At 69.7% G+C, this 25,550-nt stretch carries 20 protein-coding genes; 8 read left to right on the top strand and 12 right to left on the bottom strand.

Features of this window, described 5'->3' with window-relative positions; all coding sequences use genetic code 11:
* The first annotated feature begins 3 nt into the window (after window positions 1-3).
* A complete protein-coding gene (locus tag AC3WQM_RS06745; protein WP_492677421.1) occupies window positions 4-807 on the top strand; it encodes a MinD/ParA family ATP-binding protein in 804 nt (267 codons plus the stop codon).
* 25 nt (window positions 808-832) lie between these two features.
* A complete protein-coding gene (locus AC3WQM_RS06750) occupies window positions 833-1,567 on the top strand; it encodes an RNA polymerase sigma factor FliA (protein ID WP_070061574.1) in 735 nt (244 codons plus the stop codon).
* 6 nt (window positions 1,568-1,573) lie between these two features.
* Here the strand turns inward: AC3WQM_RS06750 and AC3WQM_RS06755 are convergent, their stop codons facing one another.
* From AC3WQM_RS06755 to AC3WQM_RS06775, 5 genes are read right to left on the bottom strand one after another with little or no spacing between them, the layout of a single operon-like run.
* The gene (locus AC3WQM_RS06755) at window positions 1,574-2,437 is read right to left on the bottom strand and encodes an isocitrate lyase/PEP mutase family protein (RefSeq protein WP_492677422.1); all 864 of its coding nucleotides are present in this window, start codon (window positions 2,435-2,437) and stop codon (window positions 1,574-1,576) included.
* A 29-nt stretch (window positions 2,438-2,466) separates the two neighbouring features.
* Window positions 2,467-3,657 (bottom strand): 2-methylaconitate cis-trans isomerase PrpF, encoded by a 1,191-nt coding sequence (prpF, locus tag AC3WQM_RS06760; protein ID WP_492677423.1) that lies wholly within the window; start codon window positions 3,655-3,657, stop codon window positions 2,467-2,469.
* A gap of 2 nt (window positions 3,658-3,659) precedes the next feature.
* Window positions 3,660-6,254: a Fe/S-dependent 2-methylisocitrate dehydratase AcnD gene (gene acnD, locus AC3WQM_RS06765; RefSeq protein WP_492677424.1), complete on the bottom strand. Its 2,595-nt coding sequence runs from the start codon at window positions 6,252-6,254 to the stop codon at window positions 3,660-3,662.
* 60 nt (window positions 6,255-6,314) lie between these two features.
* Entirely contained in the window at window positions 6,315-7,472 is a 1,158-nt protein-coding gene (gene prpC / locus AC3WQM_RS06770) for a bifunctional 2-methylcitrate synthase/citrate synthase (RefSeq protein ID WP_062469421.1), read from the bottom strand.
* Entirely contained in the window at window positions 7,469-7,879 is a 411-nt protein-coding gene (locus tag AC3WQM_RS06775) for an acyl-CoA thioesterase (protein ID WP_492677425.1), read from the bottom strand. Before AC3WQM_RS06775 ends, prpC begins: the two co-directional genes overlap by 4 nt.
* A gap of 120 nt (window positions 7,880-7,999) precedes the next feature.
* On the opposite strand from AC3WQM_RS06775, the gene AC3WQM_RS06780 reads away from it, so the two are divergent.
* On the top strand, window positions 8,000-9,427 hold the full coding sequence (locus AC3WQM_RS06780) for a short-chain fatty acyl-CoA regulator family protein (RefSeq protein ID WP_492677426.1): 1,428 nt from the start codon (window positions 8,000-8,002) through the stop codon (window positions 9,425-9,427).
* A 58-nt stretch (window positions 9,428-9,485) separates the two neighbouring features.
* Window positions 9,486-10,541, top strand: a complete 1,056-nt coding sequence (locus tag AC3WQM_RS06785) for a hypothetical protein (protein ID WP_492677427.1) — start codon at window positions 9,486-9,488, stop codon at window positions 10,539-10,541.
* A gap of 28 nt (window positions 10,542-10,569) precedes the next feature.
* On the opposite strand, the gene AC3WQM_RS06790 is transcribed toward AC3WQM_RS06785, so the two are convergent.
* The 4 genes from AC3WQM_RS06790 to AC3WQM_RS06805 form a co-directional block, all read right to left on the bottom strand.
* Window positions 10,570-12,021 (bottom strand): efflux transporter outer membrane subunit, encoded by a 1,452-nt coding sequence (locus tag AC3WQM_RS06790; RefSeq protein WP_492677428.1) that lies wholly within the window; start codon window positions 12,019-12,021, stop codon window positions 10,570-10,572.
* Window positions 12,021-15,185 (bottom strand): efflux RND transporter permease subunit, encoded by a 3,165-nt coding sequence (locus AC3WQM_RS06795; RefSeq protein WP_492677429.1) that lies wholly within the window; start codon window positions 15,183-15,185, stop codon window positions 12,021-12,023. The genes AC3WQM_RS06790 and AC3WQM_RS06795 overlap by 1 nt, the downstream gene beginning before the upstream one ends.
* A gap of 9 nt (window positions 15,186-15,194) precedes the next feature.
* Entirely contained in the window at window positions 15,195-16,421 is a 1,227-nt protein-coding gene (locus tag AC3WQM_RS06800) for an efflux RND transporter periplasmic adaptor subunit (protein WP_492677430.1), read from the bottom strand.
* Between the two features lie 197 nt (window positions 16,422-16,618).
* Window positions 16,619-17,569 carry a LysR substrate-binding domain-containing protein gene (locus AC3WQM_RS06805; protein WP_492677431.1) on the bottom strand — a complete coding sequence of 317 codons (951 nt, stop codon included), beginning with the start codon at window positions 17,567-17,569 and terminating at the stop codon, window positions 16,619-16,621.
* 182 nt (window positions 17,570-17,751) lie between these two features.
* On the opposite strand from AC3WQM_RS06805, the gene AC3WQM_RS06810 reads away from it, so the two are divergent.
* Window positions 17,752-19,119: an amidohydrolase gene (locus AC3WQM_RS06810; RefSeq protein WP_492677432.1), complete on the top strand. Its 1,368-nt coding sequence runs from the start codon at window positions 17,752-17,754 to the stop codon at window positions 19,117-19,119.
* 10 nt (window positions 19,120-19,129) lie between these two features.
* Here the strand turns inward: AC3WQM_RS06810 and AC3WQM_RS06815 are convergent, their stop codons facing one another.
* The gene (locus AC3WQM_RS06815) at window positions 19,130-19,891 is read right to left on the bottom strand and encodes a glucose 1-dehydrogenase (protein ID WP_492677433.1); all 762 of its coding nucleotides are present in this window, start codon (window positions 19,889-19,891) and stop codon (window positions 19,130-19,132) included.
* A gap of 179 nt (window positions 19,892-20,070) precedes the next feature.
* Here AC3WQM_RS06815 and AC3WQM_RS06820 point away from each other — a divergent pair, with 179 nt between their 5' ends.
* Complete coding sequence (locus tag AC3WQM_RS06820) at window positions 20,071-21,024, top strand: 2-hydroxyacid dehydrogenase (protein WP_492677434.1); 954 nt, start codon at window positions 20,071-20,073, stop codon at window positions 21,022-21,024.
* A gap of 14 nt (window positions 21,025-21,038) precedes the next feature.
* Window positions 21,039-22,106: an L-idonate 5-dehydrogenase gene (locus AC3WQM_RS06825; RefSeq protein WP_492677435.1), complete on the top strand. Its 1,068-nt coding sequence runs from the start codon at window positions 21,039-21,041 to the stop codon at window positions 22,104-22,106.
* A gap of 118 nt (window positions 22,107-22,224) precedes the next feature.
* Here AC3WQM_RS06825 and AC3WQM_RS06830 read toward each other — a convergent pair whose 3' ends face one another.
* The gene (locus AC3WQM_RS06830; RefSeq protein ID WP_492677436.1) at window positions 22,225-23,136 is read right to left on the bottom strand and encodes a LysR family transcriptional regulator; all 912 of its coding nucleotides are present in this window, start codon (window positions 23,134-23,136) and stop codon (window positions 22,225-22,227) included.
* Window positions 23,137-23,278: 142 nt separating this feature from the next.
* Here AC3WQM_RS06830 and AC3WQM_RS06835 point away from each other — a divergent pair, with 142 nt between their 5' ends.
* On the top strand, window positions 23,279-24,481 hold the full coding sequence (locus AC3WQM_RS06835; protein WP_492677437.1) for an MFS transporter: 1,203 nt from the start codon (window positions 23,279-23,281) through the stop codon (window positions 24,479-24,481).
* Window positions 24,482-24,517: 36 nt separating this feature from the next.
* Here the strand turns inward: AC3WQM_RS06835 and AC3WQM_RS06840 are convergent, their stop codons facing one another.
* Window positions 24,518-25,528: a LacI family DNA-binding transcriptional regulator gene (locus tag AC3WQM_RS06840; RefSeq protein WP_492677938.1), complete on the bottom strand. Its 1,011-nt coding sequence runs from the start codon at window positions 25,526-25,528 to the stop codon at window positions 24,518-24,520.
* Window positions 25,529-25,550: the final 22 nt, after the last annotated feature.

Raw genomic sequence — 25,550 nt, forward strand, 5'->3', positions numbered from 1 at the left:
GCGATGAGCGCACGCGTCACGGACCAAGCCGACGGGCTGCGCCGGCTGCTCGGGCAGGCGCCGGTGCGCGTCGTCGCCGTCGCGGGCATGGGCCCCGGCGCGGGCGCGACCACGGCCGCGATGAGCCTGGGCGCGGCGCTGGCGCAGCAGGGCAAGGACGTGCTGCTGCTCGACGAACACCATCCGAAGTTGCGCTCGGTGTGCGATGTGTGGGCGCTGGCCCCGCGCGGCACGCTGGCCGATGTGGCGAGTCGGCGGTTGCGCATCGATCAGGCCGCTGCGAGCGCGGTGTGCGGCGTGCAGGTGCTGCCCGCATCGCCCGGCGCGACCCTCGACCCGCGCACGCTGTGGCCGCGCGGCATCGTGCTCGTCGATGCGGCCTTCGACGACGAAGGCCGCCTGTCGCCACTGGCGGAAAGCGCCGACGAACTGCTGCTGGTGCTGCAACCGCACCCGGCGGCCATCACCTCGGCCTACGCGGGCATCAAGCGCCTGCACCGCGCGCATGCGCTGAAGCAGCTGCGCTTCCTGCTCAACGGCGTGGCCGATGCGGGCACCGCGCAGCAGGTCATGCACAACCTCGCGCAGGCGGCGAGCCGTTATCTTGCGCTGTCGCTGCTGCCCGTGGGCTGGGTGCGCACCGACCCGTGGCTTTCTGATGCGGCGCGGCTGCGCCAGACCGTGGTCGAGGCCTTTGCGGCCAGCGCGGCGGCGGTCGATTTCCGCGCCATCGCCGACGACATGGGCCGCTGGACCTGGCGCACGCCCGCACGGCCGGCCGTGTTCCCGCAGGCGCTCGCGGCCTGAGGCACGACCACGAGGACGGACGGCCGTGTACACCGCACAGGGCACCATCGAGAAATCGCATCTGCTGGAACAGCACCAGCCGCTGGTGCGCCGCATCGCGCTGCAGATGATGGCGCGGCTGCCGGCCAGCGTGGAGCTGGACGACCTGATCCAGGCCGGCATGCTCGGCCTGCTCGATGCGTCGAGCCGCTACCAGGACCACCGCGGCGCGCAGTTCGAGACCTTCGTCAGCCAGCGCATCCGCGGCGCCATGCTCGACGAGCTGCGCGCCAGCGACTGGGGGTCGCGCGGACTGCGCCAGTCGGCGCGCGGCATCGAGAAGGCGATCCAGGCACTGGGCCACCGGCTGGGCCGCGCACCCACCGAAGGCGAGATCGCGAAGGAGCTGAAGGTCGACCTGGACACCTACCAGTCGATGCTGCAGGACATCCAGGGCTGCCAGCTGCTGTACGTGGAAGACTTCGCCAAGGGCGACCCCGACAACCCCTTTCTCGATCTGCATGCGCAAGAGGCGCGCAAGGGGCGCGGCGACTTCGACGACCCGCTGGCGCGCCTGCTCGAAAGCGGCTTTCGCCACCAGCTGGTGGACGCCATTGGCGCGCTGCCCGAGCGCGACCAGTTGCTGCTCAAGCTCTACTACGAGGAAGAGCTGAACCTGCGCGAGATCGGCGCGGTGCTCGAGGTGAGCCAGTCGCGCGTGTGCCAGCTGCACGGCCAGGCGGTGAGCCGGCTGCGCGCGAAGCTGAAGGATTCTCTGTAGAGAAACTCAGCTGGCGTAGCGCGCGTCGAGCGCATCGAGCTCGGGCTTGCGCACCAGCCGCTGCCGTTCGGCGAAGGGCGCGACCAGCGACGGGTCTTCGTCCATGCGCCGCGTGTCGCGCAGCACCGTGAGCGCCTTCTGCATGCCGGCCAGCGCGCCCTGCAGCGCGGCGTTGGCGTACAGCACGATGCCGTAGCCGAGGCCGCCGAGTTCCTCGGCGCCGAAGATCGGCGTCTTGCCGCCGATCACCATGTTCATGAGCTGGGGCTTCGCCAGCCGCTGCGGCAGCGCGCGGATCTCGTCGGCCGTGGTCACGGCCTCGACGAACAGGATGTCGGCGCCGGCCTCGCTGAACTTCTGTGCGCGCTCGATCGCGGCCTCGAAGCCCAGCGTCGCCGCCGCGTCGGTGCGCGCCATGACGAGCAGGTCGGGGTCGGTGCGGGCATCGACGGCGGCCTTGATCTTGTTGACCGCTTCCTCGGTGGAGATCACCTCCTTGCCCGAGAAATGGCCGCAGCGCTTGGGCGCGACCTGGTCCTCGAACTGGATGCAGTCGGCGCCCGCGCGCTCCAGCACGCGCACCGTGTGGCGCACGTTCAGCGCATTGCCGAAGCCGGTGTCGGCATCGACGATCAGCGGCAGGTTCACCGCGTCGCGGATGCGCGCCGTGTGGTCGGCGATCTCGTGCAGGCCCATGAAGCCCTGGTCGGGCAGGCCGAACCACATGTTGGTGACGCCCGCGCCGGTGACGTAGAGGGCCTCGAAGCCCAGGTCTTCGATGACACGCGCCGACAGCGCGTTGAAGGCGCCCGGCACCAGCACGCCGCGGCGGGCCTCGGCCAGGGAACGGAGGGTCTTGCGAGTCGACATCGGGATTTCCTGTGAATGGATCTGAAAGCTCAAAGGGTGTCGCCGGGCACACGGACCCAGCCTTCCATCAGTACGCGGGCGCTGCGGCTCATCACCGCCTTGGTCACCTGCCACTCGCCATCGACCTGGCTGGCCTGCGCGCCCACGCGCAAGGTGCCTGAAGGGTGGCCGAAGCGCACGGCCTCGCGCGCGCCGCCGCCGGCCGCGAGGTTCACCAGCGTGCCGGGAATGGCGGCGGCCGTGCCGATGGCCACAGCCGCCGTGCCCATCATGGCGTGGTGCAGCTTGCCCATCGACAGCGCGCGCACGAGCAGGTCGATGTCGCCGGCCGCCACGGCCTTGCCGCTCGATGCGGTGTAGCCCGCCGGCTTCGCCACGAAGGCGACCTTGGGCGTGTGCTGGCGGCTGGCCGCTTCGTCGAGCGTGCGGATGAGGCCCATGCGCAGCGCGCCGTGTGCGCGGATGGCTTCGAAGCGAGCGAGCGCGGCGTCGTCGCCGTTGATCGCGTCCTGCAGCTCGGTGCCTGTGTAGCCGAGCGCCTCGGCGTTCACGAAGACGGTGGGGATGCCGGCGTTGATCATCGTGGCCTGCAGCGTGCCGAGGCCGGGCACGTCCAGGTCGTCGACGAGATTGCCGGTCGGAAACATCGCGCTGCCCGCGCCGTCTTCTTCGGCGGCGGGGTCCATGAATTCGAGCTGCACCTCGGCCGCGGGGAAGGTCACGCCGTCGAGTTCGAAGTCGCCGGTCTCCTGAACCGCGCCGCCGGTCATCGGCACGTGCGCGACGATGGTCTTGCCGATGTTGGCCTGCCAGATGCGCACGACGGCCGCGCCATCGCGCGGCACGCGAGCCGCATCGATGAGGCCGTTGCTGATCGCGAACGGGCCCACGGCCGACGAGAGGTTGCCGCAGTTGCCGCTCCAGTCGACGAAAGGCCGGTCGATCGACACCTGCCCGAACAGGTAGTCCACGTCATGGCCGAGCCGTTCGCTCTTCGAGAGGATGACGGTCTTGCTCGTGCTCGACGTGGCGGCGCCCATGCCGTCGATCTGCTTGCCGTAGGGGTCGGGGCTGCCGATCACGCGCAGCAGCAGCGCATCGCGCGCCGGGCCCGGCACCTGCGCGGCCTCGGGCAGGTCCTGCAGGCGGAAGAACACGCCCTTGCTGGTGCCGCCGCGCATGTAGGTGGCGGGGATCTTGATCTGCGGAAGGTGCGGCATCGTCAGTCGGCTTTCGTGGCGGCGAGGAAGTCCTGCGCGAAGCGCTGCAGCACCCCGCCGGCTTCGTAGATGGAGACCTCTTCGGCGGTGTCGAGGCGGCAGGTCATGGGCACGTCGAGCCGTTCGCCGTTGCGGCGGTGCACGACCAGCACGAGGTCGGCGTGCGGGGTGCGTGCGCCGGTCACATCGTACGTTTCGGTGCCGTCCAGGCCCAGCGTGAGGCGGTTGGTGCCCGGCTTGAATTCGAGCGGCAGCACGCCCATGCCGATGAGGTTGGTGCGGTGGATGCGCTCGAAGCCCTCGGCCGCGATCGCTTCCACGCCGGCCAGCCGCACGCCCTTGGCAGCCCAGTCGCGCGACGAGCCCTGGCCGTAGTCGGCGCCAGCCACGATGATCAGCGGCTGCTTGCGCAGCATGTAGGTCTCGATGGCCTCCCACATGCGCATCACCTCGCCCTCGGGTTCCACGCGCGCCAGCGATCCGGCGCGCACCGTGCCGTCGGCCTTGCGCACCATCTCGTTCTTCAGCGTGGGGTTGGCGAAGGTCGCGCGCTGCGCCGTGAGGTGGTCGCCGCGGTGGGTGGCGTAGGAATTGAAGTCGTCCTCGGGCAGGCCCATGCGGTGCAGGTACTGGCCGGCCGCGCTGTCAAGCAGGATCGCGTTCGATGGCGAGAGGTGGTCGGTCGTGATGTTGTCCGGCAGGATCGCCAGCGGGCGCATGCCCGTGAGCGTGCGTTCGCCCGCCAGCGCGCCTTCCCAGTAGGGCGGGCGGCGAATGTAGGTGGAGGCGGGGCGCCAGTTGTACAGCGGCGCGACCTGCTCGCCGGTGTCGGGCTGGATCGCGAACATCGGCTCGTACACCTGGCGGAAGTGCGCGGGCTTCACGCTGGCCTTGACGATGGCGTCGATCTCTTCGTCTCTCGGCCAGAGGTCCTTGAGGCGAATCTCCTTGCCGTCGATGACGGTGAGCACGTCCTTCTCGATGTCGAAGCGCACCGTGCCCGCAATCGCGTAGGCCACCACCAGCGGCGGCGAAGCGAGGAAGGCCTGCTTCGCATACGGGTGGATGCGCCCGTCGAAGTTGCGGTTGCCCGAGAGCACGGCGGTGGCGTACAGGTCGCGCTCCACGATCTCCTGCTGGATGGCCGGATCGAGCGCGCCCGACATGCCGTTGCACGAGGTGCAGGCATAGGCGACCACGCCGAAGCCGAGCTGTTCGAGTTCGCCCATCAGGCCGGCATCTTCCAGGTACAGCGTGACCGCTTTCGAGCCGGGTGCCAGCGAGGTCTTGACCCACGGCTTGCGCGCCAGCCCCACGCGGTTGGCGTTGCGCGCGAGCAGGCCCGCGGCGATCACGTTGCGAGGGTTGCTGGTGTTGGTGCAGCTGGTGATGGCCGCGATGATCACCGCGCCGTCGGGCATCTGGCCAGGCACGTCGTCCCACGGGGCGGCGATGCCGCGTGCCGCGAGGTCGGCGGTGGCCACGCGCGCATGCGGGTTCGACGGGCCGGCCATGTTGCGCACGACGCTCGACAGGTCGAACTGCAGCACGCGCTCGTACTCGACTTCGCTGAGCGTGTCGGCCCACAGGCCCGCCTGCTTCGCATAGCTTTCGACCAGGCGCACCTGCTCGTCGGCACGGCCCGTGAGACGCAGGTAGTCGAGCGTCTGCGTGTCGATGGCGAACATCGCAGCGGTGGCGCCGTACTCGGGCGCCATGTTGGAGATGGTCGCGCGGTCGCCCAGCGTGAGGCTGGCCGCGCCTTCGCCGTGGAACTCCAGGTAGGCGCCCACCACCTTCGCCGCGCGCAGGAACTCGGTGAGCGCCAGCACGACGTCGGTGGCCGTGATGCCCGGCTGCGGCCGGCCCGCCAGGCGCACGCCGACGATGTCGGGCAGCCGCATCCACGAGGCACGGCCGAGCATCACGTTCTCGGCCTCGAGCCCGCCCACGCCCACGGCGACAACGCCCAGCGCATCGACGTGCGGCGTGTGGCTGTCGGTGCCCACCAGCGTGTCGGGGTAAGCCACGCCGTCCTGCGCATGCACGACGGGCGACATCCGCTCCAGGTTGATCTGATGCATGATCCCGTTCCCCGGCGGGATCACCTCCATGTTGCGGAAGGCCCGCTTCGTCCATTCGATGAAGTGAAAGCGGTCTTCGTTGCGCCGGTCCTCGATGGCGCGGTTCTTCGCGAAGGCATCGGGGTCGAAGCCGCCGCACTCTACCGCCAGCGAGTGGTCGACGATGAGCTGCACCGGCACCACGGGGTTCACCTGCGACGGGTCGCCGCCCTGTTCGGCGATGGCGTCGCGCAGGCCGGCCAGGTCGACCAGCGCGGTCTGGCCGAGGATGTCGTGGCAGACCACGCGCGCGGGAAACCACGGAAAGTCATGGTCGCGCCGGCGCTCGATGAGCTGCGTGAGGCTTTGCACGAGGATCGCCGGGTCGCAGCGGCGCACGAGGTTCTCGGCATGCACGCGCGCGGTGTAGGGCATCGGGGCCCAGGCGCCGGCTTGGATGGTTTCGACGGCTTCGCGCGCATCGAAGTAGTCCAGCGCGGTGCCGGGAAGGTTCTTGCGGTAGTCGGTGTTCATGGGGCGCTTGTCGCTCGGCACCCGCGCGCAGGCACGGGCGCTTTTCTTCTTCTCGTGTTTTTACTTCCGATCCTGGATCGGCGCGAACTTCAGGTCTTCGGGGCCCGTGTAGTTGGCGCTCGGCCGGATGATCTTGTTGTCGATGCGCTGCTCGATGATGTGCGCCGCCCAACCCGAGGTGCGCGCGATGACGAACAGCGGTGTGAACATGGCCGTGGGCACGCCCATCATGTGGTAGCTCACGGCGCTGAACCAGTCGAGATTGGGGAACATCTGCTTCACGTCCCACATCACGGCCTCGAGCCGCTCGGCAATGTCGAACATCTTGGTCGAGCCGGCCTCCTGCGACAGCGTGCGCGCCACGCCCTTGATGACCACGTTGCGCGGGTCGCTCACGGTGTAGACGGGGTGGCCGAAGCCGATCACGACCTCCTTGGCGGCGACGCGGCGGCGGATGTCGGCCTCGGCCTCGTCGGGCGCGTCGTAGCGCTTCTGGATCTCGAAGGCCACCTCGTTCGCGCCGCCGTGCTTGGGGCCACGCAGCGCGCCGATGGCGCCGGTGATGGCCGAGTACACATCCGAGCCCGTGCCCGCGACCACGCGCGCCGTGAAGGTGGAGGCGTTGAACTCGTGCTCGGCATAGAGGTTGAGCGAGGTGTGCATCGCGCGCTCCCACTGCGCGCTGGGCTTGCGCCCGTGCAGCAGGTGCAGGAAGTGCGCGCCGATGGAGTCGTCGTCGGTTTCCACTTCGATGCGCCGGCCCTGCGTGGACCAGTGGTACCAGTACAGCAGCATCGAGCCGAGCGAGGCCATCAGGCGGTCGGCGATGTCGCGCGCGCCGGGCAGGTTGTGGTCTTCCTTCTCGGGCAGCAGGCAGCCCAGCGACGAGACGCCGGTGCGCATCACGTCCATCGGGTGCGCGCTGGCGGGCAGTTGCTCCAGCGCCTCCTTCAGGCTCGCGGGCAGGCCGCGCATGGCCTTGAGCTTGGCCTTGTAGGCGCGCAGTTCGGCGGCCGTGGGCAGCTTGCCGTGCACCAGCAGGTGCGCGATTTCCTCGAACTCGCAGACCTCGGCGATGTCCAGGATGTCGTAGCCGCGGTAGTGCAGGTCGTTGCCGGTGCGGCCCACGGTGCACAGGGCGGTGTTGCCGGCGGTCACGCCCGACAGGGCGACGGATTTCTTGGGCTTGAAGCCGGTGGGGGTGGCGGTGTCGTTCATGCGGGTTCCTTGTCTGTGGGCACGGGGTGCAGGTAGGTGTTGCGCAGGCGCGCGGGACGGCCGCGGCCATCGACGGCCACCATCTCGAACAGGCCTTTCAGCGAAGGGCGGGCTTCGCCGTCGGGCGGCTCGGCCGCGCCGGTGACGCAGACCGTGAGCGAGCTGCGCCCGGCGCGCGTCACCCAGGCCCGCAGGCGCAGCACATGGCCGACAGGCACGGGTGCGAGGAACTGCGCGTCGCCCAGGCTGGCCATCACCACGTCGGATTTCGCGAAGGTGCGCGCGGCGAGGAAGGCGGCCTTCGACATCAGCAGCAGGGCGTTGCCACCGAACAGCGTGCCGTAGTGGTTGGCGTGCTCGGGGAACACGATGTCGGTCAGCTCGATGGCGGCGGATCGGTTTGTCATGCTTCGCAATTTACGCAATCGAACCTACATAATGAAGGCCTGAATTGGCAAATCATTGCGAATGAAGACGGCTGATTTTGCAAATATTGCGAATATCGCAAAGACCCACGAGGTGACCCGATGAGCAAGACCTTCATGGGCGTGCGCCTGCGCACGCTGCGCGCCGAACGCGGCCTCACGCAGGTGGCGCTGGCCCAGATGCTGGGCCTGTCGCCGAGCTACCTGAACCAGATCGAGCAGAACCAGCGCCCGCTCACCGTGGCCGTGCTGCTGCGCATCAGCAAGACGCTCGGCGTCGACGTGCAGCAGTTCTCCGAGGACGAAGAGGCGCGGCTGGTGGCCCGCATGCGCGAGGCGCTGGCGGACAACCCCGGCGGCGAGGCCGTGGCGCTGCCCGAGCTGCGCGAGGTGGCGTCGCAGATGCCGGCCGTGGCGCGTGCGCTGCTGGCCTTGCACCGCCGCCACCAGGAGGCGCAGGAGCGGCTGGAGCTCATGGCCGCCGAACTCGGCGACGGGCGCGGCGACATCTCGCGCAGCCGGCCCATGCCCTTCGAGGTGGTGCGCGATTTCTTCTTTGCGCACCAGAACCATTTCGACCCGCTCGACACCGCCGCCGAAGCGCTCGCGGCGCAGGCCCATGCGCAGGGCGGACCGCTCGCCGAATGGCTCCAGCAGCGGCTTCTTTCGGCCCACGGCGTGCGCGTGGTGCCGGGCGACGAAGCGGAGGGCGCGCTCGACAGCCAGCGCCGCTACGACCCGGCCCGCCGCGTGCTGCGCCTGTCGGCCGGCCTGGAGCCGGGCCAGCAGGCCTTCCAGCTGGCCACGCAGCTCGCGCTGCTGGAGCAGGCCGCGCTCATCGAATCGCTGGTCGTGCAGGCCGATTTCGGCGACGCCCCGGCCCACGCGCTCGCACGCATCGGGCTGGCCAACTACTTCGCGGCCGCGGTGCTGTTGCCGTATGGGCCGTTCCTGCAGGCGGCCGAGGCGCTGCGCTACGACATCGACCTGCTCGCGCGCCAGTTCTGCGTCGGCTTCGAAACCGTGTGCCACCGCCTGAGCAGCCTGCAGCGCCCGGGCGCATCGGGCGTGCCCTTCTTCTTCATCCGCGTGGACCGGGCCGGCAACATCTCCAAGCGGCAATCGGCCACGCACTTCCACTTCTCGAAGACCGGCGGCACCTGCCCGCTGTGGAACGTGTACGAGGCCTTCGCGCAGCCCGGGCGCGTGCTGCCGCAGCTGGCGCGCATGCCCGACGGCCGCGCCTACCTGTGGATCGCGCGCACCGTGTCGCACGGCCAGCGCGGCTTCGGTTCACCGAGCAAGACCTTCTCGATCGGCCTGGGCTGCGACATCCGCCACGCCCCGCGCCTGGTCTACGCCAAGGGCCTCGACCTGAAGGACCCCGACGTGCCCACGCCCATCGGCATGGGCTGCAAGGTGTGCGAGCGCGTGGCCTGCCCGCAGCGGGCGTTCCCGTTCATCGGGCGGCCGCTGGATGTGAACGAGAACGAAAGCCGGTTCACGCCGTATGCAGTGGCGGGGGCATAAGTAGAAACAAGGCACGAACTGCTGCGCCGATTCCAAGCAAAGAGGGAAGGATCTCCAGATGTTGAAACCGCATCACCACCGCTCGTTGGCAAGCGCCTGCAAGGCCATCGCATCCCTTGGCGTTCTCTTGTGCCTTGCGGGATGTCCGCCGGTCCTGATCCCCTCTGTCTCGCGCGATGTGGAGACCCAGAGGATGGTCGAGATGAAGTTGATGAGTCTCGATGCCAATGAGGATCTGCATCTCTTGAAAACATGCCGACTGTCCAGCAGGGCAACGGTCGAAGGCTGCAGCGGCCCCCTCGACGTTTCTTTGCTGGTCCGCCCTGTGGGCTGGTCTGCCAAGAAATTTGCCCGGCAAGATCCTTCGAGAATTGCCAAGGTCACAGAGGGCCGTTTCGGGTTTTCATTGCGATCGCATTTCTCCGGCGTCCATGGTTTTGGCCGGCCGACGATCGCGAAGCACAACGCGCCGGACACCTTCATCGGTTACTTCGTCGACGCCTACGGTGGGACGTCCCTGGTCTGGCTTGGCAAAGACGCCTTGTTTCCCGACGAATCGGATCCGAAGCCATCGTTCCCGGAGCGACAGTTCCTGCATGTGACCCTGCCGAAGAAGAACGCGAACGCATCGCCTGCGTTGGTCCTTCAAGAGGGGGACAAGGTCTGGCTCTTCATGGATGCCGGTGATCAATGTCTGTCCGAGCATTGCTTCGCAGTCGACGAGGTGCTGCAAGCGCGTGTCGACCCAGTGCCCGAGCGATTCAGGAATCGCCGGTTCGAGCTCTACTTCGCTCGCGACCTGAGGTACGAGGCGAACGAGGTCACCACGAAAAACTTCGATGCGGTCGTCAAAGTGAGAACGGGGACAGGAAGTGAAAGATTGCTTCTGATCGGACAGCTTCCAAAGCCGAAGGGAGACTTCACATTCGATGAGCGGGTGATTCCGGCGTCGCGTTTCTCCGACGCATCGCCATCGGTCGCTTGCGAATGGGTGTCCTACGCAGCGGGGACGGTGGTGATGCTCACCGCGGAGAACCGCGTGAAGAGCGAGATGCGGTTTTCGGGATGTACCGTGCTCGAGCCGTCCGTCCCATGGACCCTCGAGGCACGCTAGCGCGCCTCGAGGGCTCCTTCCGACAGAGTCAGAGCGAGGAGGGAGGCGTGCCCGATGCCTCGCTCCACCCGCCCCCCAGCGCCTTGTAGATCGCCAGCCGGTTCGTCTGCTCCGTGAGCCGCAGACCGATCAGCGCCTGCTGCGCCGCATAGTCGTTGCGCTGCGCGTCCAGCACGTCGAGGTAGTTGGCGGCGCCGCTCTTGAAGAGCGACTGCGAGAGTTCGAAGCTGCGCGAGGTCGCGCTCCGCAGCGAGCGCTGCGCGTCGAGGCGTTCGGCCAGCGTGCGGCGCTCGGCCAGGGCGTCGGCCACTTCGCGGAAGGCGGTCTGTACGGCCTTCTCGTAGGTGGCGATCTGGATCTTCTGCTGCGCTTGCGCCACCTGCAGGTTGGCGCGGTTGGCGCCGCCGTCGAAGATCGGCACGCTGATCGACGGCGCGAAGCTCCAGGCCTTGCTGCCGCTCGCGAACAGGCCCGAGAGCGTGCTGCTCGCGGTGCCGGCCGAGGCGGTGAGCGCGATGCGCGGGAAAAAAGCCGCGCGCGCCGCGCCGATGTCGGCGTTGCTCGCGCGCAGCGCGTGCTCGGCGGCGCGCACGTCGGGCCGCTGCTGCAGCACGCTCGAAGACAGGCCGGCCGGGGGCACGAGCAGCTGTGCCACGTCGGCGGTCGTCGCGGCGCTTGGCAACAACTCGGGCGGCGGCGTGGCGCCGACCAGCAGCGCCAGCGCATTGCGGTCCTGTTCGACCTGGCTGTCGAAGGCCGCGGCGTCGGCGCGCGCGGCGTCGACGGTGCTCTGCGCCTGCGCCAGCGCCAGGCCCGACTGCGCGCCGAGCGCGTGGCTGCGCTGCACCAGCTCGAAGGACTTGCGCTGGCTCTCGAGCGTGCCGCGTGCGAGCTGCAGGCGCTGCTCGTCGGCGGCCAGTTGCAGCCACGCCGTGGCGACGGAGGCCACGAGGCTGATCTGCGTGCTGCGCTGCGTCTCCTCGGTCTGGAAGTAGCCCTGCAGCGCCGATTCGCCGAGGTTGCGCACGCGCCCGAACAGGTCGAGCTCGTAGGCCGTCATGCCGAGGTTGGCGCTGTACTGCGAGGCGATGCGCGATTCGCCGCTGGTCGACAGGCTGCCCGGCGTGCGCGAGCGCGTGCCGGCGGCGCCGGCGTTGACGGTGGGGAACAGGTCGGCCCGCGCGATGCCGTACTGGGCGCGCGCACGCTCGATGTTGAGCGCCGCCACGCGCAGGTCGCGGTTGTTGGCGAGCGCGAGTTCGATCACGCCCTGCAGCTGCTTGTCGACGAAGAAGTCGCGCCAGCCGATGTCCAGGGGTGTGGCGGTCGTGACACCGGCCGAGGGCAGGGTCGATGGGACCGGCGAGGCCGGTGTTTCGTACGCGGGCGCGAGGTTGACGCAGCCGGCGAGCACGACCGAGGCCAGGGCGGCGCAGGCCAGTGCGCGCAGGGGACGGCGGGGCAGGGTGGTGCGCTTCATCATTGCGCTCCCTGTTCCGCGGGCAAGGCGTCCGGCGGCGTGTCGGCCGGCTTGCGGCGGCTTTCCAGCCAGCCGCGGATCATCGCGAAGAACAGCGGCACGAAGAAGATGCCCAGCGCCGTGCCGACCACCATGCCGCCCAGCACCGCGGTGCCGATCGATTGGCGGCCGCCCGCACCTGCACCCGTGCCGATGGCCAGCGGCAGCACGCCGAAGCCGAAGGCCAGCGAGGTCATGAGGATGGGCCGCAGCCGCAGCCGCACGGCCTCCAGCGTCGCCTCGATCACGCCCTTGCCCTGCTCCTGCAGCTGCTTGGCGAACTCCACGATCAGGATCGCGTTCTTCGACGACAGCCCCACCGTGGTCAGCAGGCCGACCTGGAAGTACACGTCGTTGCTCAGGCCGCGCAGGCTGGTGAACAGCAGCGCGCCGACGATGCCCAGCGGCACCACCAGGATCACCGAGAACGGCACCGACCAGCTCTCGTACAGGGCCGCAAGGCACAGGAACACGAACAGGATCGAGATGGCGTAGAGCACCGGCGCCTGCGCACCCGACAGGCGCTCCTGGAACGAGGCGCCGGTCCATTCGTAGCCGATGCCGGCGGGCATCTGCTTCATCACTTCGTCGACGGCGGCCATGGCGTCGCCCGAGCTCACGCCCGGTGCGGCATCGCCGACAAACTCGTAGCTCGGGCTGCCGTTGTAGCGCTGCAGCTGCGGCGAGCCGTAGGTCCAGCGCGAGCTGGAGAAAGCCGGGAACGGCACCATCTGGCCCAGGCTGTTGCGCACGCTCCAGCGGTCGATGTCGGTGGGCAGCATGCGAAAGGCCGTGTCGCCCTGCATGTACACGCGCTTGACGCGGCCGTTGTCCAGGAAGTCGTTGATGTAGGTGCCGCCCATGGCGCTCGACAAGGTGCTGTCGATGTCGGACGTGGCCAGGCTGGCCGCGCCGGCGCGTGCGTCGTCGATGTCCACCGCGAACTGCGGCGTGTCGTCCAGGTTGTTGCTGCGCACGTTCGCCACCTCGGGGCGCTTGGAGAGCAGGTCGATGAGCTGGTCGCGCGCCTTCACCAGCGCGTCATGGCCCAGCCCGTTGATGTCCTTCAGGTGGAAGTTGAAGCCCGCGTTGGCGCCGAGCCCGCGCACCGCCGGCGGCAGCAGCACGAAGATGCGCGCGTCGCGGATGGTCGAGAGTTCCTTGTTGGCGCGCCGCGCGAGTTCGGCGGCCGACTGGCCGGCGCCTTCGCGCTCGGCCCAGTCTTTCAGCTTCACGAAGGCGCGCGCCGAGCTCTGGTCGCCGTTCTGCCCGGTGATGACGTTCACGCTCACCACCTCGGGCTGCTTGGTGAAGTAGTCCTGCATTTGCGTGACCACCGGCTGCAGCCGCGCGTCGGACGCACCCGGCGGCAGCGTCACCTGCACCTGCAGGAAGGCCTGGTCTTCATCGGGCAGGAAGGAGGTGGGCAGTCGCATGAACAGCAGCGCCATCACGGCGGCGATGAGCAGGTACACCACGAGGCTGCGCTTGCCGCGCCGCACGATGCCGCCGACGATGCCCTGGTAGCGGTCGGCGCCCTGGTCGAAGCGGCGGTTGAAGCCCGCGAAGAAGCGGTCGACCGCGCCCAGCACGCCCTTGCGCGGGGCCGCGTGGCCGCCCTTGGCGACCGGCTTGAGCAGCGTGGCGCACAGCGCCGGCGTGAGCGTGAGCGCCACGAACACCGACAGCGCCATGGCCGAGACGATGGTGATCGAGAACTGGCGGTAGATCACGCCGGTCGAGCCGCCGAAGAAGGCCATCGGGATGAACACGGCCGACAGCACCAGCGCGATGCCCACCAGCGCGGGCGTGATCTCGGCCATCGACTTGCGCGTGGCCTCCTTGGGCGACAGGCCCTCTTCGTGCATCACGCGCTCGACGTTCTCCACCACCACGATGGCGTCGTCCACCAGCAGGCCGATGGCCAGCACCATGCCGAACATGGTGAGCGTATTGATCGAGTAGCCCGCCACGGAGAGCACGCCGAAGGTGCCCAGCAGCACCACCGGCACGGCAATGGCCGGGATCAGCGTGGCGCGGAAGTTCTGCAGAAAGATGTACATCACCAGCACGACCAGCACCATGGCCTCGGCCAGCGCCTTCACCACCTCGTCGATCGACGCGCTCACGAAGGGCGTGGTGTCGTAGCTCACGAAGGTCTGCATCTGGTTGGGAAAGAGCGGCTGCAGCTCGGCCACCTTGGCCTTCACGGCCTCGGCCACCTGCACCGCGTTGGCGCCGTCGGCCAGCACGATGCCCATGCCGGCGCCCGGGCGCCCGCCGAGCACCGAGCGCACCGTGAGGTTCTCGGCGCCCAGCTCGACACGCGCCACGTCGCGCAGGCGCACCACGGCGCCGTCGGGCGTGGCGCGCAGCACCACGTTCTCGAACTCCTCGACCGTCTTCAGCTTGCTGCGCGCCGTGATGGTGGCGTTGAGCTGCTGCTGCGCACCGGCCGGCAGCGCGCCGAGCTGGCCGGCCGAGACCTGCGCGTTCTGCGCGGTGATGGCGCTGCCCACGTCGGAGGGCATGAGCGCGTACTTGCGCAGCTTGTCGGGGTCCAGCCACAGGCGCATGGCGTAGCCGGTGCCCAGTGTCTGCACCTCGCCCACGCCGTCGACGCGGCTGATGACGTCGACCAGGTTGCTGCTGATGTAGTCGCCCACGTCCACCGCCGAGGCGCTGCCGTCGCCGGAGAACATCGAGACGATCAGCAGGAAGTCGTTGCCGCCCTTGGTCACGGTGACGCCGCGGCTTTGCACCTGCTGCGGCAGGCGCGACATGGCCTGCTGCAGCTTGTTCTGCACCTGCATCTGGGCCACGTCGATGTTGGTGCCCGCGTTGAAGGTGAGCGACAGGCGCGCCACGCCCGACGAGTTGCTGGTCGACTGCATGTACAGCAGGTTGTCCAGCCCCTTCATCTGCTGCTCGATGACCTGGGTGACGGAGTCTTCGACCGTCTTGGCCGAGGCGCCGGTGTAGGTGGCGTTGATGGACACGCGCGGCGGCGCGATGTCGGGGTACTGCTCGAGAGGCAGCGTGCGGATGGCCATCAGGCCGGCGAGCATGACGACGATGGAAAGCACCCACGCGAAGATGGGGCGGTCGATGAAGAACTGGGCCATGGCGGGGCCTCAGCGCGCGAGGGTGGTGGAAGCAGCGTCGGGCGTGGCGCTCGCGACGGCAGCGCCGGCCGGCTTCGCGCCCAGGTCGACCGTGCGCACCTTGTCGCCCACCTTCACGCGCTGCGAGCCTTCCATGAGCACGCGGTCGCCCGCGGCCAGGCCGTCGATGACTTGCCAGCGCGTGCCGATGGCGCGGCCGATGCGGATGGGCCGCTTCTGGACCTTGTCTTCGGCGTCGATCACCAGCGTGGAGGCGCTGCCGTCGGGCGCGCGCGTGACGGCCTGCTGCGGCACCAGCAGCGCGGCGTCGTTCACGCCTTCCTGCAGCACGGCGCGCACGTACATGCCGGGCATCAGCAGCTTGTCGGGGTTGGGCACCACGGCGCGCAGCGTGACGCTGCCGGTGCCGGCATCGACCGTCACGCCGCTGAAGGTGAGGCGCCCCGCGTGCGAGTAGGGGCTGCCGTCTTCCAGCAGCAGCTGGATGCGCGCCTCGGCGTCGCTGGCGCGCTGCAGCCGGCCGCTGGCCAGCTCGCGCTTCAGGCGCAGCAGCTCGCTGCTCGATTGCGTGACGTGCACGTGGATCGGGTCGAGCTGCTGCACGGTGGTCATGGCCGCCGCCTGGTTGGCTGTGACCAGCGCGCCCGGCGTGACGGTGGACAGCTCGGCCCAGCCGGTGATCGGTGAGGTGATGCGCGTGTAGCCCAGCTGGATGCGCGCAGTCTGCTCGGCGGCGCGGGCCACGCCGAGGTCGGCCTCGGCCTGCTGCTCGGCGGCTTGCGTTTCGTCGAACACCTGGCGGCTGATGGCGTCGATCTTCACCAGCTCGGCATTGCGCTTGGCCACGGTGCGGGCCGTGGCCAGGGCCGACTCGGCCTTGCGCACGCTGGCCTGCGCGCTGGCGTGGGCCGCCTGCAGCGAGGCAGGGTCGAGCTGGTAGAGCACCTGGCCGGCCTTGACCTGCGAGCCTTCGGTGAAGAGCCGCTCCTTGAGGATGCCGCCGACCTGCGGGCGGATCTCGGCGATCACCGGGGCCGCGGTGCGCCCGGGCAGTTCGGTGCTCAGGGCCAGCACCTCGGACTTGAGCGTGACGATGCCGACTTCTTTCGCCGGAGCGTTGGCCGCCTTGGCTGCGCCGGGAGCCTCCACATGGGTGCGCGAGCACCCCGCGAGGGCGGCGGCGATGCACAGGGCCGTGAGGAGCGGGGCGGAGCGGGAGGCGAAGTGGACGGGCATGGACAGGCAGAAGTAACGAAAGCCAAAGATGGAGCGGGCTCGCGCCGTCGAGTTCAATGCCGCGGCGCGGGGGCGGCGAACTTTACAGAGCGGAAACCGTGCCATGTCCCGAGGGGACTGGCGGGTGGCGTCGAGTGTGCGGTCCCACAGTTAAGCGGGTGTGAAGCGGGGCATTGCCCGCATGAAAAACCCGCCCGCTACGGTTTCTTCCTGGCCTGCGCGACCAGGAAATCGACCAGCAGCTGCAGCGGGCCGACCTCGTTGTCGGTGCGGTAGAGGATGCCCAGCGGCGCGATGGGCGCGTTCATGCGCAGCGGCAGCTCGGCCACGGCCGCGCGGTCGAGCTGGTCGAGCACGGTGCGCGGCACCGGTACCACCACGTCGGGCTGCGAGAGCAGGGCGCGCACCAGGTGCGGCGTGAGCACCTGGATGGCGTGCGGGCGCGGCACGATCCGCTCGGCGGCCCAGGCGGCCTCCATCACCTGGCGCACCGCGAAGTGCGCGGGCGGCAGCACCCAGCGCGAATCGGCGAGGTCGCGCAGCCGCAGGCGCTTGCGCTGCACGGCCGGGTGGCCGATGCCGGCGATGACCACCACCTCGTCGCTGCGCAGCGGCACGAAGCGGTGGGCGTCGGGCACGCGCGCCGGCTGGCGCAGCAGCACGGCGTCGAAGGCGCCTGCGCGCAGGCCGATCGTGAGCCGTTCGATGTTGCCTTCCTCGATGAACAGGCGCAGCTTGGGGTGCTTCGCATGCAGCAGGTTCAGCGCGGGCTGCAGCACGCTGGCGATGGCCGCCTCGATGGCGCCGATGCGCAGCGCGCGCGTCTCCTGCGCGGCCAGCGCCGCGAGGCCGTCGCTGGCCACCTGCATGGCGTCGATCACCATGCGCGCGTGCAGCGCCAGCAGGCGCCCGGCCTCGGTGATCCGCATGCCGCGCGCGTGGCGCTCGAACAGCGGGGTGTCGAGCAGGCCTTCGACCTCCTGCAGCATCTGCGTGGCCGCCGGCTGGCTGATGTGGATCGCCTCGGCCGCGCGGCGCAGGTGCGAGTGCGCGGCCAGCGCGTCGATGAGCTTCAGGTGGCGCAGGCGCAGGCGCGCGAGCAGCCGCTCGTGCAGCACGGAAGACGGGGTGGGGGTGTCGGCGGCCATCGATAGGCAATCATTATCGGTCGATGCAAAAGCGATTGGACGCCAATCGGTGGCCTTCCTACGCTCATGGGGTCGGGCGGCAGACAAGGGCGCATCGGCTGCCGGCCCGACGGGGCCGTGCGGACGAAGGGCTCCCGCCTGGCGGGTCCTTCCCTTTCTTGCTTTTCTCACAACACATCACCATGTCCCACCGATTCCGTCCGGCCGCGCGCCTGTGCCTGCCCATCGTCCTTGCCGTCTCGTCCCTGTGCGCCTCGGCGCAGGAGGCGCCTGCTGCGGCCACGCCGCCCGCGCCGGCCGCCGCCGTGCCGCTGTACCCGCTGATCGCCGAGCGTTCCAAGGCCATCGAGCAGAAGGTGATCGACTGGCGCCGTGACATCCACCAGCACCCCGAGCTGGGCAACCAGGAAAAGCGCACCGCCGCGCTGGTCGCGGCCCACCTGAAGGCGCTGGGCTACGAGGTGCGCGAAGGCGTGGCCGTGACCGGCGTGGTCGCCACGCTGCGCGGCGGCAAGCCCGGCCCGGTGGTGGCGCTGCGCGCCGACATGGACGCGCTGCCCGTGAAGGAACAGGTCGACGTGCCCTTTGCCTCCAAGGCGCGTGCCCAGTGGGGCTTTGCCACGGTCGACGTGATGCACGCCTGCGGGCACGACGGCCACGTGGCGATCCTCATGGGCGTGGCCGAGGTGCTGGCCTCGATGAAGGCGCAGCTGCCGGGCACCGTGAAGCTGATCTTCCAGCCGGCCGAAGAGAAGCTGCCCAATGCCGAGATCGGCGGCGCGCGCCGCATGCTGGCCGAAGGCGCCTTCGACGCGCCCAAGCCCGACGCGGTGTTCGGCCTGCACCTGGTCTCGGCCCTGAACACCGGGCAGATCGGCTACAAGCCCGGCCCCATCACCGCGAGTTCGGACACCTTCAAGGTCAGCGTGAAGGGCCGCCAGACGCACGGCTCGCAGCCCTGGAGCGGGGTCGACCCGATCGTGCTGGGCTCGCAGATCGTGCTGGGCTTCCAGACCATCGCGAGCCGCCAGGTCAACGTGACCAAGGAGCCCTCGGTGCTCAGCGTGGGCACCTTCAACGCGGGCACGCGCTACAACATCATTCCCGACTCGGTGGAGATGAGCGGCACGCTGCGCACCTACGACGACGAGATGCGCCAGTTCATCATCCAGCGCATGGGCGAGACCGCCTCGCACATCGCGCAAAGCGGCGGCGGCACGGCCGAGGTCCGCGTCGAGGCCGACGGCTACGCCCCCACCGTGAACGACCCGGCCCTGACCGCGAAGATGGTGCCCAGCCTGCAGCGCGTGCCCGGCGCCACGCCGATCGTGATCCCGAAGGGCACGGGCGGCGAAGACTTCTCGTTCTTCGCGCAGAAGGCCCCCGGCCTGTTCGTGATGATCGGCGCCACGCCGCCCGGCCGCGACGCGAACAAGGCCGAGCCCAACCACTCGCCGCGCTTCTTCGTCGACGAGGCCAGCCTGCTGGTGGGCGTGCGCACGCTGACGCAGCTCACGGTGGACTACATGGCGGGCGCGCAGCAGCGCTGAACCGCGCCGGCTACAGGCTGGCGGTGATCCCGCCGTCCACGTACAGGATGTGGCCGTTGACGAAGCTCGAGGCGTCGCTGGCCAGGAAGATGGCCGCGCCGCCGAGTTCCTCGACCTCGCCCCATCGCCCGGCCGGCGTGCGGCCCGAGAGCCAGCCGGTGAAGGCCTCGTCGGCCACCAGCGCCTGCGTCAGCTCGGTCTTGAAATAGCCGGGCCCCAGGCCGTTGACCTGGATGCCGTATGGGCCCAGGTCGATGGCCATGCCCTTGGTCAGCATCTTCACGGCGCCCTTGGTGGCGGCGTAGGGCGCGATGCCGGGGCGGCCCAGTTCGCTTTGCACCGAGCACACGTTGATGATCTTGCCGCGTCGGCGCTCGATCATGCGTTGCGCCACGAAGCGGCCCACCAGGAACACGCTGTCGATGTTGGTGGTGGTGATCCGGTGCCAGGCGTCGATCGGGAATTCGGCGAAGGGCCCGCGGTGCTGCATGCCGGCGTTGTTGACCAGGATGTCGATGGGGCCGATGTCGGCTTCCACTGCCGCCACGCCGGCTTCCACGGCCGCAGCATCGGTCACGTCGAAGGCCGCCGCCTCGGCCGCCAGGCCCTTGGCGCGCAGCGCGTCGCGGGCCGCCGCCAGCGGGGCGGCGTTGCGCGCGTTGAGCACCACGCGCGCGCCGGCTGTGGCCAGCGCTTCGGCCAGCGCGTAGCCGATGCCCTTGCTGGCGCCGGTGACGAGGGCGGTGCGGCCCGAAAGATCGAACAGTTTCATCCAGCGCAGCTCCTGCAGGCGGGCCCCTGCCGGGCCCGGTGGATCGGTGTGTGACAGCGTGAATAAGTTACCGGTATCTATTTGGCGCGTCAACCGGGCGAATCCGGTCTTGCGGCCATGCCGGGCGGGTGGATAGAGTTACCGGTATCCACCGTTTCATCCCTTTGCAGGAGACCCGCTTGACCGCCGACGCGACACCCCCTCACGTGCTCATGACCGGCGCGTACCCCGACTGGGACATGGCGCCGATGCAGGCGGCCTACACGCTGCACCGCCTTTGGGAGGCGCCCGACCGCACCGCTTTTCTTGCCGCCCACGGGCCGCAGGTCCGCGCCATTGCCACGCGCGGCGACCTGGGCGCGAGCGGCGAGCTGATCGCCGCGCTGCCCAACCTCGAGCTGGTCGCCTGCTACGGCGTGGGCACCGATGCCGTCGACTTCGCCGCCTGCCGCGCGCGCGGCATCCAGGTGAGCAACACGCCCGACGTGCTCAATGGCGACGTGGCCGACCTCGCCGTGGGCCTGGCGATGGCGCTGCAGCGGCGCGTGCCCGCGGCCGACCTGTTCGTGCGCGGCGGCGCCTGGGTCCAGGGCGCGATGCCGCTGGCCACGCGCTTCTTCGGCCAGCGCGTGGGCATCGCCGGCTTCGGGCGCATCGGCCGCACCATCGCGCAGCGGCTGTCGGGCTTCGAGATGGAACTGGGCTACTTCACCCGCACGCCGCAGCCGGACAGCCCGCACCGCCACTTCGCGAGCCTGGCGGCCATGGCCGACTGGTGCGATGTGCTGATCGTCATCCTGCCGGGCGGCGAGGCCACGCGCGGCATCGTCGATGCGCAGGTGCTGCAGGCGCTGGGGCCGCGGGGCTGGCTGGTGAACGTGTCGCGCGGCTCCACCGTGGACGAGGGCGCGCTGCTCGATGCGCTGGAGCGCAAGGCCATCGCCGGCGCCGCACTCGACGTGTTCCTGAACGAGCCGCGCATCGACCCGCGCTTCGCGCTGCTCGACAACGTGGTGCTGCACCCGCACAACGGCAGCGGCACCGAGCAGACCCGCCGCGCCATGGGCGAGCTGGTGCGCCGCAACCTCGAGGCCCACTTCGCGGGCCGCCCCCTCGTCACGCCCGTGGCCTGAAAGGAAAAAATTCCATGCGTCTACGCTGCATGTGCCTCGTGATCCACGCGCCCGACGATCTGCGGCTCGACGCGCAGGAGGTGGAAGAGATCGGCCCCGGCCAGGTGCTCGTGAAGGTCGGCATGGGCGGCATCTGCGGCTCCGACCTGCACTACTTTCGCCACGGCGGCTTCGGCACCGTGCGCATCCAGGAACCGATGGTGCTGGGCCACGAGGTGGCCGGCACGGTGGTGGCAGTGGCGCCCGGCGTGCAGAACGTGCGCATCGGCGACAAGGTGGCGGTGAACCCGAGCCGCCCCTGCGGCGCCTGCAAGTTCTGCCTCGAAGGCCTGCCCAACCAGTGCCTGGAAATGCGCTTCTACGGCAGCGCGATGCGCACGCCGCACGTGCAGGGCGCGTTCCGCGACATGCTGCTGTGCGAGGCCACGCAATGCGTGAAGGTGGACGCGCACGTGCCGCTGCGCCTGGCCGCGCTGGCCGAGCCGTTCTCGGTCGGGCTGCATGCGGTGTCGCGCGCCGGCTCGCTGCTCGGCAAGCGGGTGCTGGTGTCGGGCTGCGGGCCGATCGGCGTGCTGGCCATTGCGGCGGCGCGCGTGCATGGCGCGGCCGAGATCACCGCCACCGACGTGGTCGACGAGCCGCTCGCGGTGGCGCGCGCGATGGGGGCGGACCACGCCATCAACGCCGCGAGCGACACCGGCTGGGTGGCGGCGCACGCGGCCGGCAAGGGCAGCTTCGACGTGATGCTCGAATGCTCGGGCAACGAGCGCGCGCTGCGCGACGGGCTGGAGACGATGCGCCCGCGCGGCGTGGTCGTTCAGCTGGGCCTGGGTGGCGATGTGCGCATTCCGCAGAACCTCGTGGTGGCCAAGGAGCTCAGCATCTGCGGCTCGTTCCGCTTCCACGCCGAGTTCGCGCTGGCCGTGCGCCTCATCAACGAGGGCCGCGTCGACCTGTCGCCGGTGGTGTCGCACACCTTCCCGATGCTGAAGGCGCGCGAAGCCTTCGAGCTGGCGAGCGACCGGAAGCAGGCGATGAAGGTGCTGATCGACTTTGCGGATACCGCGGCCGTCTCGCAGTGAGCGAATGCCGGATGTCTTGATCGGTCAGCGAACGGACTTGAAACAGACCCGTTCGGGGTCGTCCTCGTCGAGGTTCTTGCCTCCCGCGTCGATGTGACGGGGCTCGCTTCACTGCGGTTCACAGCAGCGGCTGCAGCGCATCCGAAAGCGGAAACAGGTGCTGCGCGATGAAGTCCACGAACACACGGATCTTGGGCGACAGCTGCCGGCTCGACGGCCACAGCACGTGGAAGATCATGTGTTCGCGGTTGTGGTCGTCCAGCACCGTGACCAGGCGGCCCTGTTCCAGTTGCGGGCGCACGGCGATCTCCGGCACGCAGGCAATGCCCAGCCCCTGCTCGGCAAAGCAGACCTGCGGATCGAGCGTGTTGGTCACCATGCTGGCCGGCAGGTCGATGGCGGGTGCGCCGGCCGCCAGGCCCAACGGCCACACGTCCAGCTTGCCGGTGCTGGGAAAGCGATAGAGCAGGCAGGCGTGGCTTGCCAGGTCTTGCGGTTCGCGCGGCACGCCGGCCCGGCGAAAGTAGGCCGGCGCACCGACGATCACCTTGCGGCAGGAACCGATGCGGCGCGCCATCAACCGTGAATCGCTGGGCTCGCCGGTGCGGATGACCGCGTCGAAGCCTTCCTCGATGACGTCCACCAGCCGGTCGGCGTAGTCGATGTCCAGTTCGATGTCGGGGTAGAGCCGCTTGAACGCCGCCAGCTTGGGCATGAACAGCGTGCCCACCGACGGCAGACTGATGCGCAGCTTGCCGCGGGGTGCGCTCTGTGTCTGCAGCAGTTCCGCTTCGGCCGATTCCACCTCGCAGAGGATGCGCCGGCAGCGCTCCAGGAACAGCGCGCCTTCCGGCGTCAGGTGGACGGTGCGCGTGGAGCGATGGAACAGCCGCACGCCCAGCCGTTCTTCGAGCCGCACGATGGCCTTGCTGACGGCCGAGGCCGAGATGCCCAGCTGCTGCCCCGCGGCGGTGAAGCTGCGCGTTTCGCCAGCGCGAACGAAGACGTTCAGCGAACCCAGGTTTTCCATCGGCAGACTTTGATTGATGACTCGAGAGTCACAGGTATTTGAAACTTTAGCCCATTTTTCATTGGTGGATTCCCGTCCACACTGCGGCAAATGCCAACGCGGGCCACCCGGCCACGCAGGCACAGACGATGGAAACAACTGAATGACCACCACAACCGCCACCGTGGGCCAGCGCGCTGAACGACTGCCCGTGGCCGCCCTGCTGGCCCTGTCGATGACCGGCTTCCTGGCACTGCTGACGGAAACGATGCCGGCCGGCATGCTCTTGCGCATCAGCCAGGACCTGGGCGTGTCGGAAGCGCTCGCGGGCCAGTTCGTGACCCTCTATGCCATCGGCTCGCTGGTCGCGGCCATTCCGCTGACGGCGGCCACGCTGGGCTGGCGGCGCCGGCCGTTGCTGATCGCGGCGCTGGTCGCCGTGCTGGCCTTCAACACGCTCACGGCGCTGACGTCGAGCTATGCCGTCGCGCTGGTTGCGCGCTTCATGGCCGGCATGGCGGGCGGCCTGATCTGGGGAATGCTGGCGGGCTATGCGCGGCGCATGGTGCCCGAGCACCTCAAGGGGCGCGCACTGGCAGTGGCCGGGCTGGGCGCACCGCTGGCGCTGTCGCTGGGCGTGCCGCTGGGGACGTTGATGGGCGCCACGCTGGGCTGGCGCACCGCGTTCGGTGGCATGTCGCTGCTCACGCTGGCGGTGATGGCCTGGGTCTTCCTGCAGGTGCCCGACTACCCGGGGCAGACGGCCGAAAAGCGCGCGCCGGTGCGCCGGATCTTCGTCACGCCCGGCGTGCGACCGGTGCTGGCCGTGCTTGCGCTGTGGGTGCTGGCGCACAGCATTCTCTACACCTACGTGATGCCGTTCCTGGCGCCGGCCGGCCTGTCTGATCGGGTCGATGCGGTGCTGCTGGTCTTCGGCGTGGCGTCGCTCGCGGGCATCTGGATCAGCGGGCTGCTCATCGACCGCATGCTGCGCTCGCTGGTGCTGCTCGCCCTCGCGGGCTTTGCGCTGGCGTCGCTGGCCCTGGGCGTCGCCGGCACGCAACCGGTGGTGGTCTATGTCGCGGTGGCCGCGTGGGGGCTGACCTTCGGCGGCTCCGGGGCCTTGCTGCAGACCGCGTCGGCCGAAGCAGCCGGCCCCGGCGCGGACGTGGCGCAATCCATTCTCGTGACGGTGTGGAACATCGCCATTGCGGGCGGCGGCATCGTCGGTGGCGTGCTGCTGGAGACATCGGGCGTCGGCGCTTTTCCATGGGCACTGCTGGTGCTGTTGCTTCCCGGCCTTCTGATTGCCTGGGCATCGCGTGCGCACGGTTTTCCCGCGAAGCCGCACCGGTCGTCCCACTGATTCCGAAGGGCGCGGCGCATAGCGCGCGCAACCGCCTCAGGAGCTTTCGCGCTGCTCGATGTGGAACGGGATCATCACCGTCTCCATCGGCGGCCGGTGCCCGTCCCGCGCACCGTCCATCACACGCAGCAGCAGTTCGCCCGCCGCCTTGCCGAGACCCACGCAGTCCACCGCCACGGTGGTGATGCGCGGATGGCAGGCGCGCGCGACTTCGAAGTCGCCGAAGCCCGCGATCGCGATGCGGCCCGGCACGTCCCAGCCCTGGCGCTGGCATTCCATCAGCGCACCGAAGGCCGAGAGGTCGGACACGCAGAGCACCGCGTCGACGTCGGGCCATTGGCGCATCAGCTGCCGCACGGCCTCGCCGCCTTGCACCATCGAGATCGGCGGTTCGCCGAAGCTGATGACTCGCCCGTCGGGCAGCCCGAGTTCGCGGATCGCGCGGGCGTAGCCGCGCTGGCGGTCGGCGCCGCGCGTGTCGCGCCCGGAGGTGCCGCCGATGAAGGCGATGCGCCGGTAGCCGCGCCCGTGCAGGTGGTGCACCATCGCCGCCGCCGCGTCGGCATTGGAAAAGCCCACCGTGTGCCCGAGCGGCTCGGCCGGCAGGTCCCAGGTCTCGACCACCGGCACGCCGGCGGCCTGCAGCATGGCGCGCGCGGCGGGCGTGTGGCTGCCGCCCGTGAGGATCACGCCCTCGGGCCGGCGCATCAGCATGGAGCGGATCAGCCGCTCCTCGGTGTCCTGGCGGTAGTCGGTGTGGCCCAGCAGCGGCTGCAGCCCGCGCGCCTCGAGCGCGGCGGTGATGCCCTGCGCGGTGTCCGAGAAGTTGGAGTTGTTGAGCGACGGGATCAGCACCGCCACGAAGCCCGAGCGCTTGCTCGAGAAGGTGCGCGCGGTCTGGTCGATGACGTAGCCCATCTCCTCGCAGGCCGCGAGGATGCGCGCGCGCAGCGCCTCGGAGGCCAGGCGCCCGCTGCCGGGGTGGCGGTTGAGCGCGCGCGAGACCGTCATCTTCGACACGCCCACGCGCGCGGCCACGTCGGCCATCGTCACGGGGCGGGCGGGGGGC

Source organism: Variovorax sp. FW301-JW7 (genome assembly GCF_058788795.1).

What these genes read in the sequence shown, in the direction of transcription:
- AC3WQM_RS06745 (WP_492677421.1), top strand. Translation starts at nt 4, where the DNA reads ATGAGCGCACGCGTCACGGACCAAGCCGACGGGCTGCGCCGGCTGCTC.
- AC3WQM_RS06755 (WP_492677422.1), bottom strand. Translation starts at nt 2,437, where the DNA reads ATGTCGACTCGCAAGACCCTCCGTTCCCTGGCCGAGGCCCGCCGCGGC.
- prpF (WP_492677423.1), bottom strand. Translation starts at nt 3,657, where the DNA reads ATGCCGCACCTTCCGCAGATCAAGATCCCCGCCACCTACATGCGCGGC.
- acnD (WP_492677424.1), bottom strand. Translation starts at nt 6,254, where the DNA reads ATGAACACCGACTACCGCAAGAACCTTCCCGGCACCGCGCTGGACTAC.
- prpC (WP_062469421.1), bottom strand. Translation starts at nt 7,472, where the DNA reads ATGAACGACACCGCCACCCCCACCGGCTTCAAGCCCAAGAAATCCGTC.
- AC3WQM_RS06775 (WP_492677425.1), bottom strand. Translation starts at nt 7,879, where the DNA reads ATGACAAACCGATCCGCCGCCATCGAGCTGACCGACATCGTGTTCCCC.
- AC3WQM_RS06780 (WP_492677426.1), top strand. Translation starts at nt 8,000, where the DNA reads ATGAGCAAGACCTTCATGGGCGTGCGCCTGCGCACGCTGCGCGCCGAA.
- AC3WQM_RS06785 (WP_492677427.1), top strand. Translation starts at nt 9,486, where the DNA reads ATGTTGAAACCGCATCACCACCGCTCGTTGGCAAGCGCCTGCAAGGCC.
- AC3WQM_RS06790 (WP_492677428.1), bottom strand. Translation starts at nt 12,021, where the DNA reads ATGAAGCGCACCACCCTGCCCCGCCGTCCCCTGCGCGCACTGGCCTGC.
- AC3WQM_RS06795 (WP_492677429.1), bottom strand. Translation starts at nt 15,185, where the DNA reads ATGGCCCAGTTCTTCATCGACCGCCCCATCTTCGCGTGGGTGCTTTCC.
- AC3WQM_RS06800 (WP_492677430.1), bottom strand. Translation starts at nt 16,421, where the DNA reads ATGCCCGTCCACTTCGCCTCCCGCTCCGCCCCGCTCCTCACGGCCCTG.
- AC3WQM_RS06805 (WP_492677431.1), bottom strand. Translation starts at nt 17,569, where the DNA reads ATGGCCGCCGACACCCCCACCCCGTCTTCCGTGCTGCACGAGCGGCTG.
- AC3WQM_RS06810 (WP_492677432.1), top strand. Translation starts at nt 17,752, where the DNA reads ATGTCCCACCGATTCCGTCCGGCCGCGCGCCTGTGCCTGCCCATCGTC.
- AC3WQM_RS06815 (WP_492677433.1), bottom strand. Translation starts at nt 19,891, where the DNA reads ATGAAACTGTTCGATCTTTCGGGCCGCACCGCCCTCGTCACCGGCGCC.
- AC3WQM_RS06825 (WP_492677435.1), top strand. Translation starts at nt 21,039, where the DNA reads ATGCGTCTACGCTGCATGTGCCTCGTGATCCACGCGCCCGACGATCTG.
- AC3WQM_RS06830 (WP_492677436.1), bottom strand. Translation starts at nt 23,136, where the DNA reads ATGGAAAACCTGGGTTCGCTGAACGTCTTCGTTCGCGCTGGCGAAACG.
- AC3WQM_RS06835 (WP_492677437.1), top strand. Translation starts at nt 23,279, where the DNA reads ATGACCACCACAACCGCCACCGTGGGCCAGCGCGCTGAACGACTGCCC.
- AC3WQM_RS06840 (WP_492677938.1), bottom strand. Translation starts at nt 25,528, where the DNA reads ATGGCCGACGTGGCCGCGCGCGTGGGCGTGTCGAAGATGACGGTCTCG.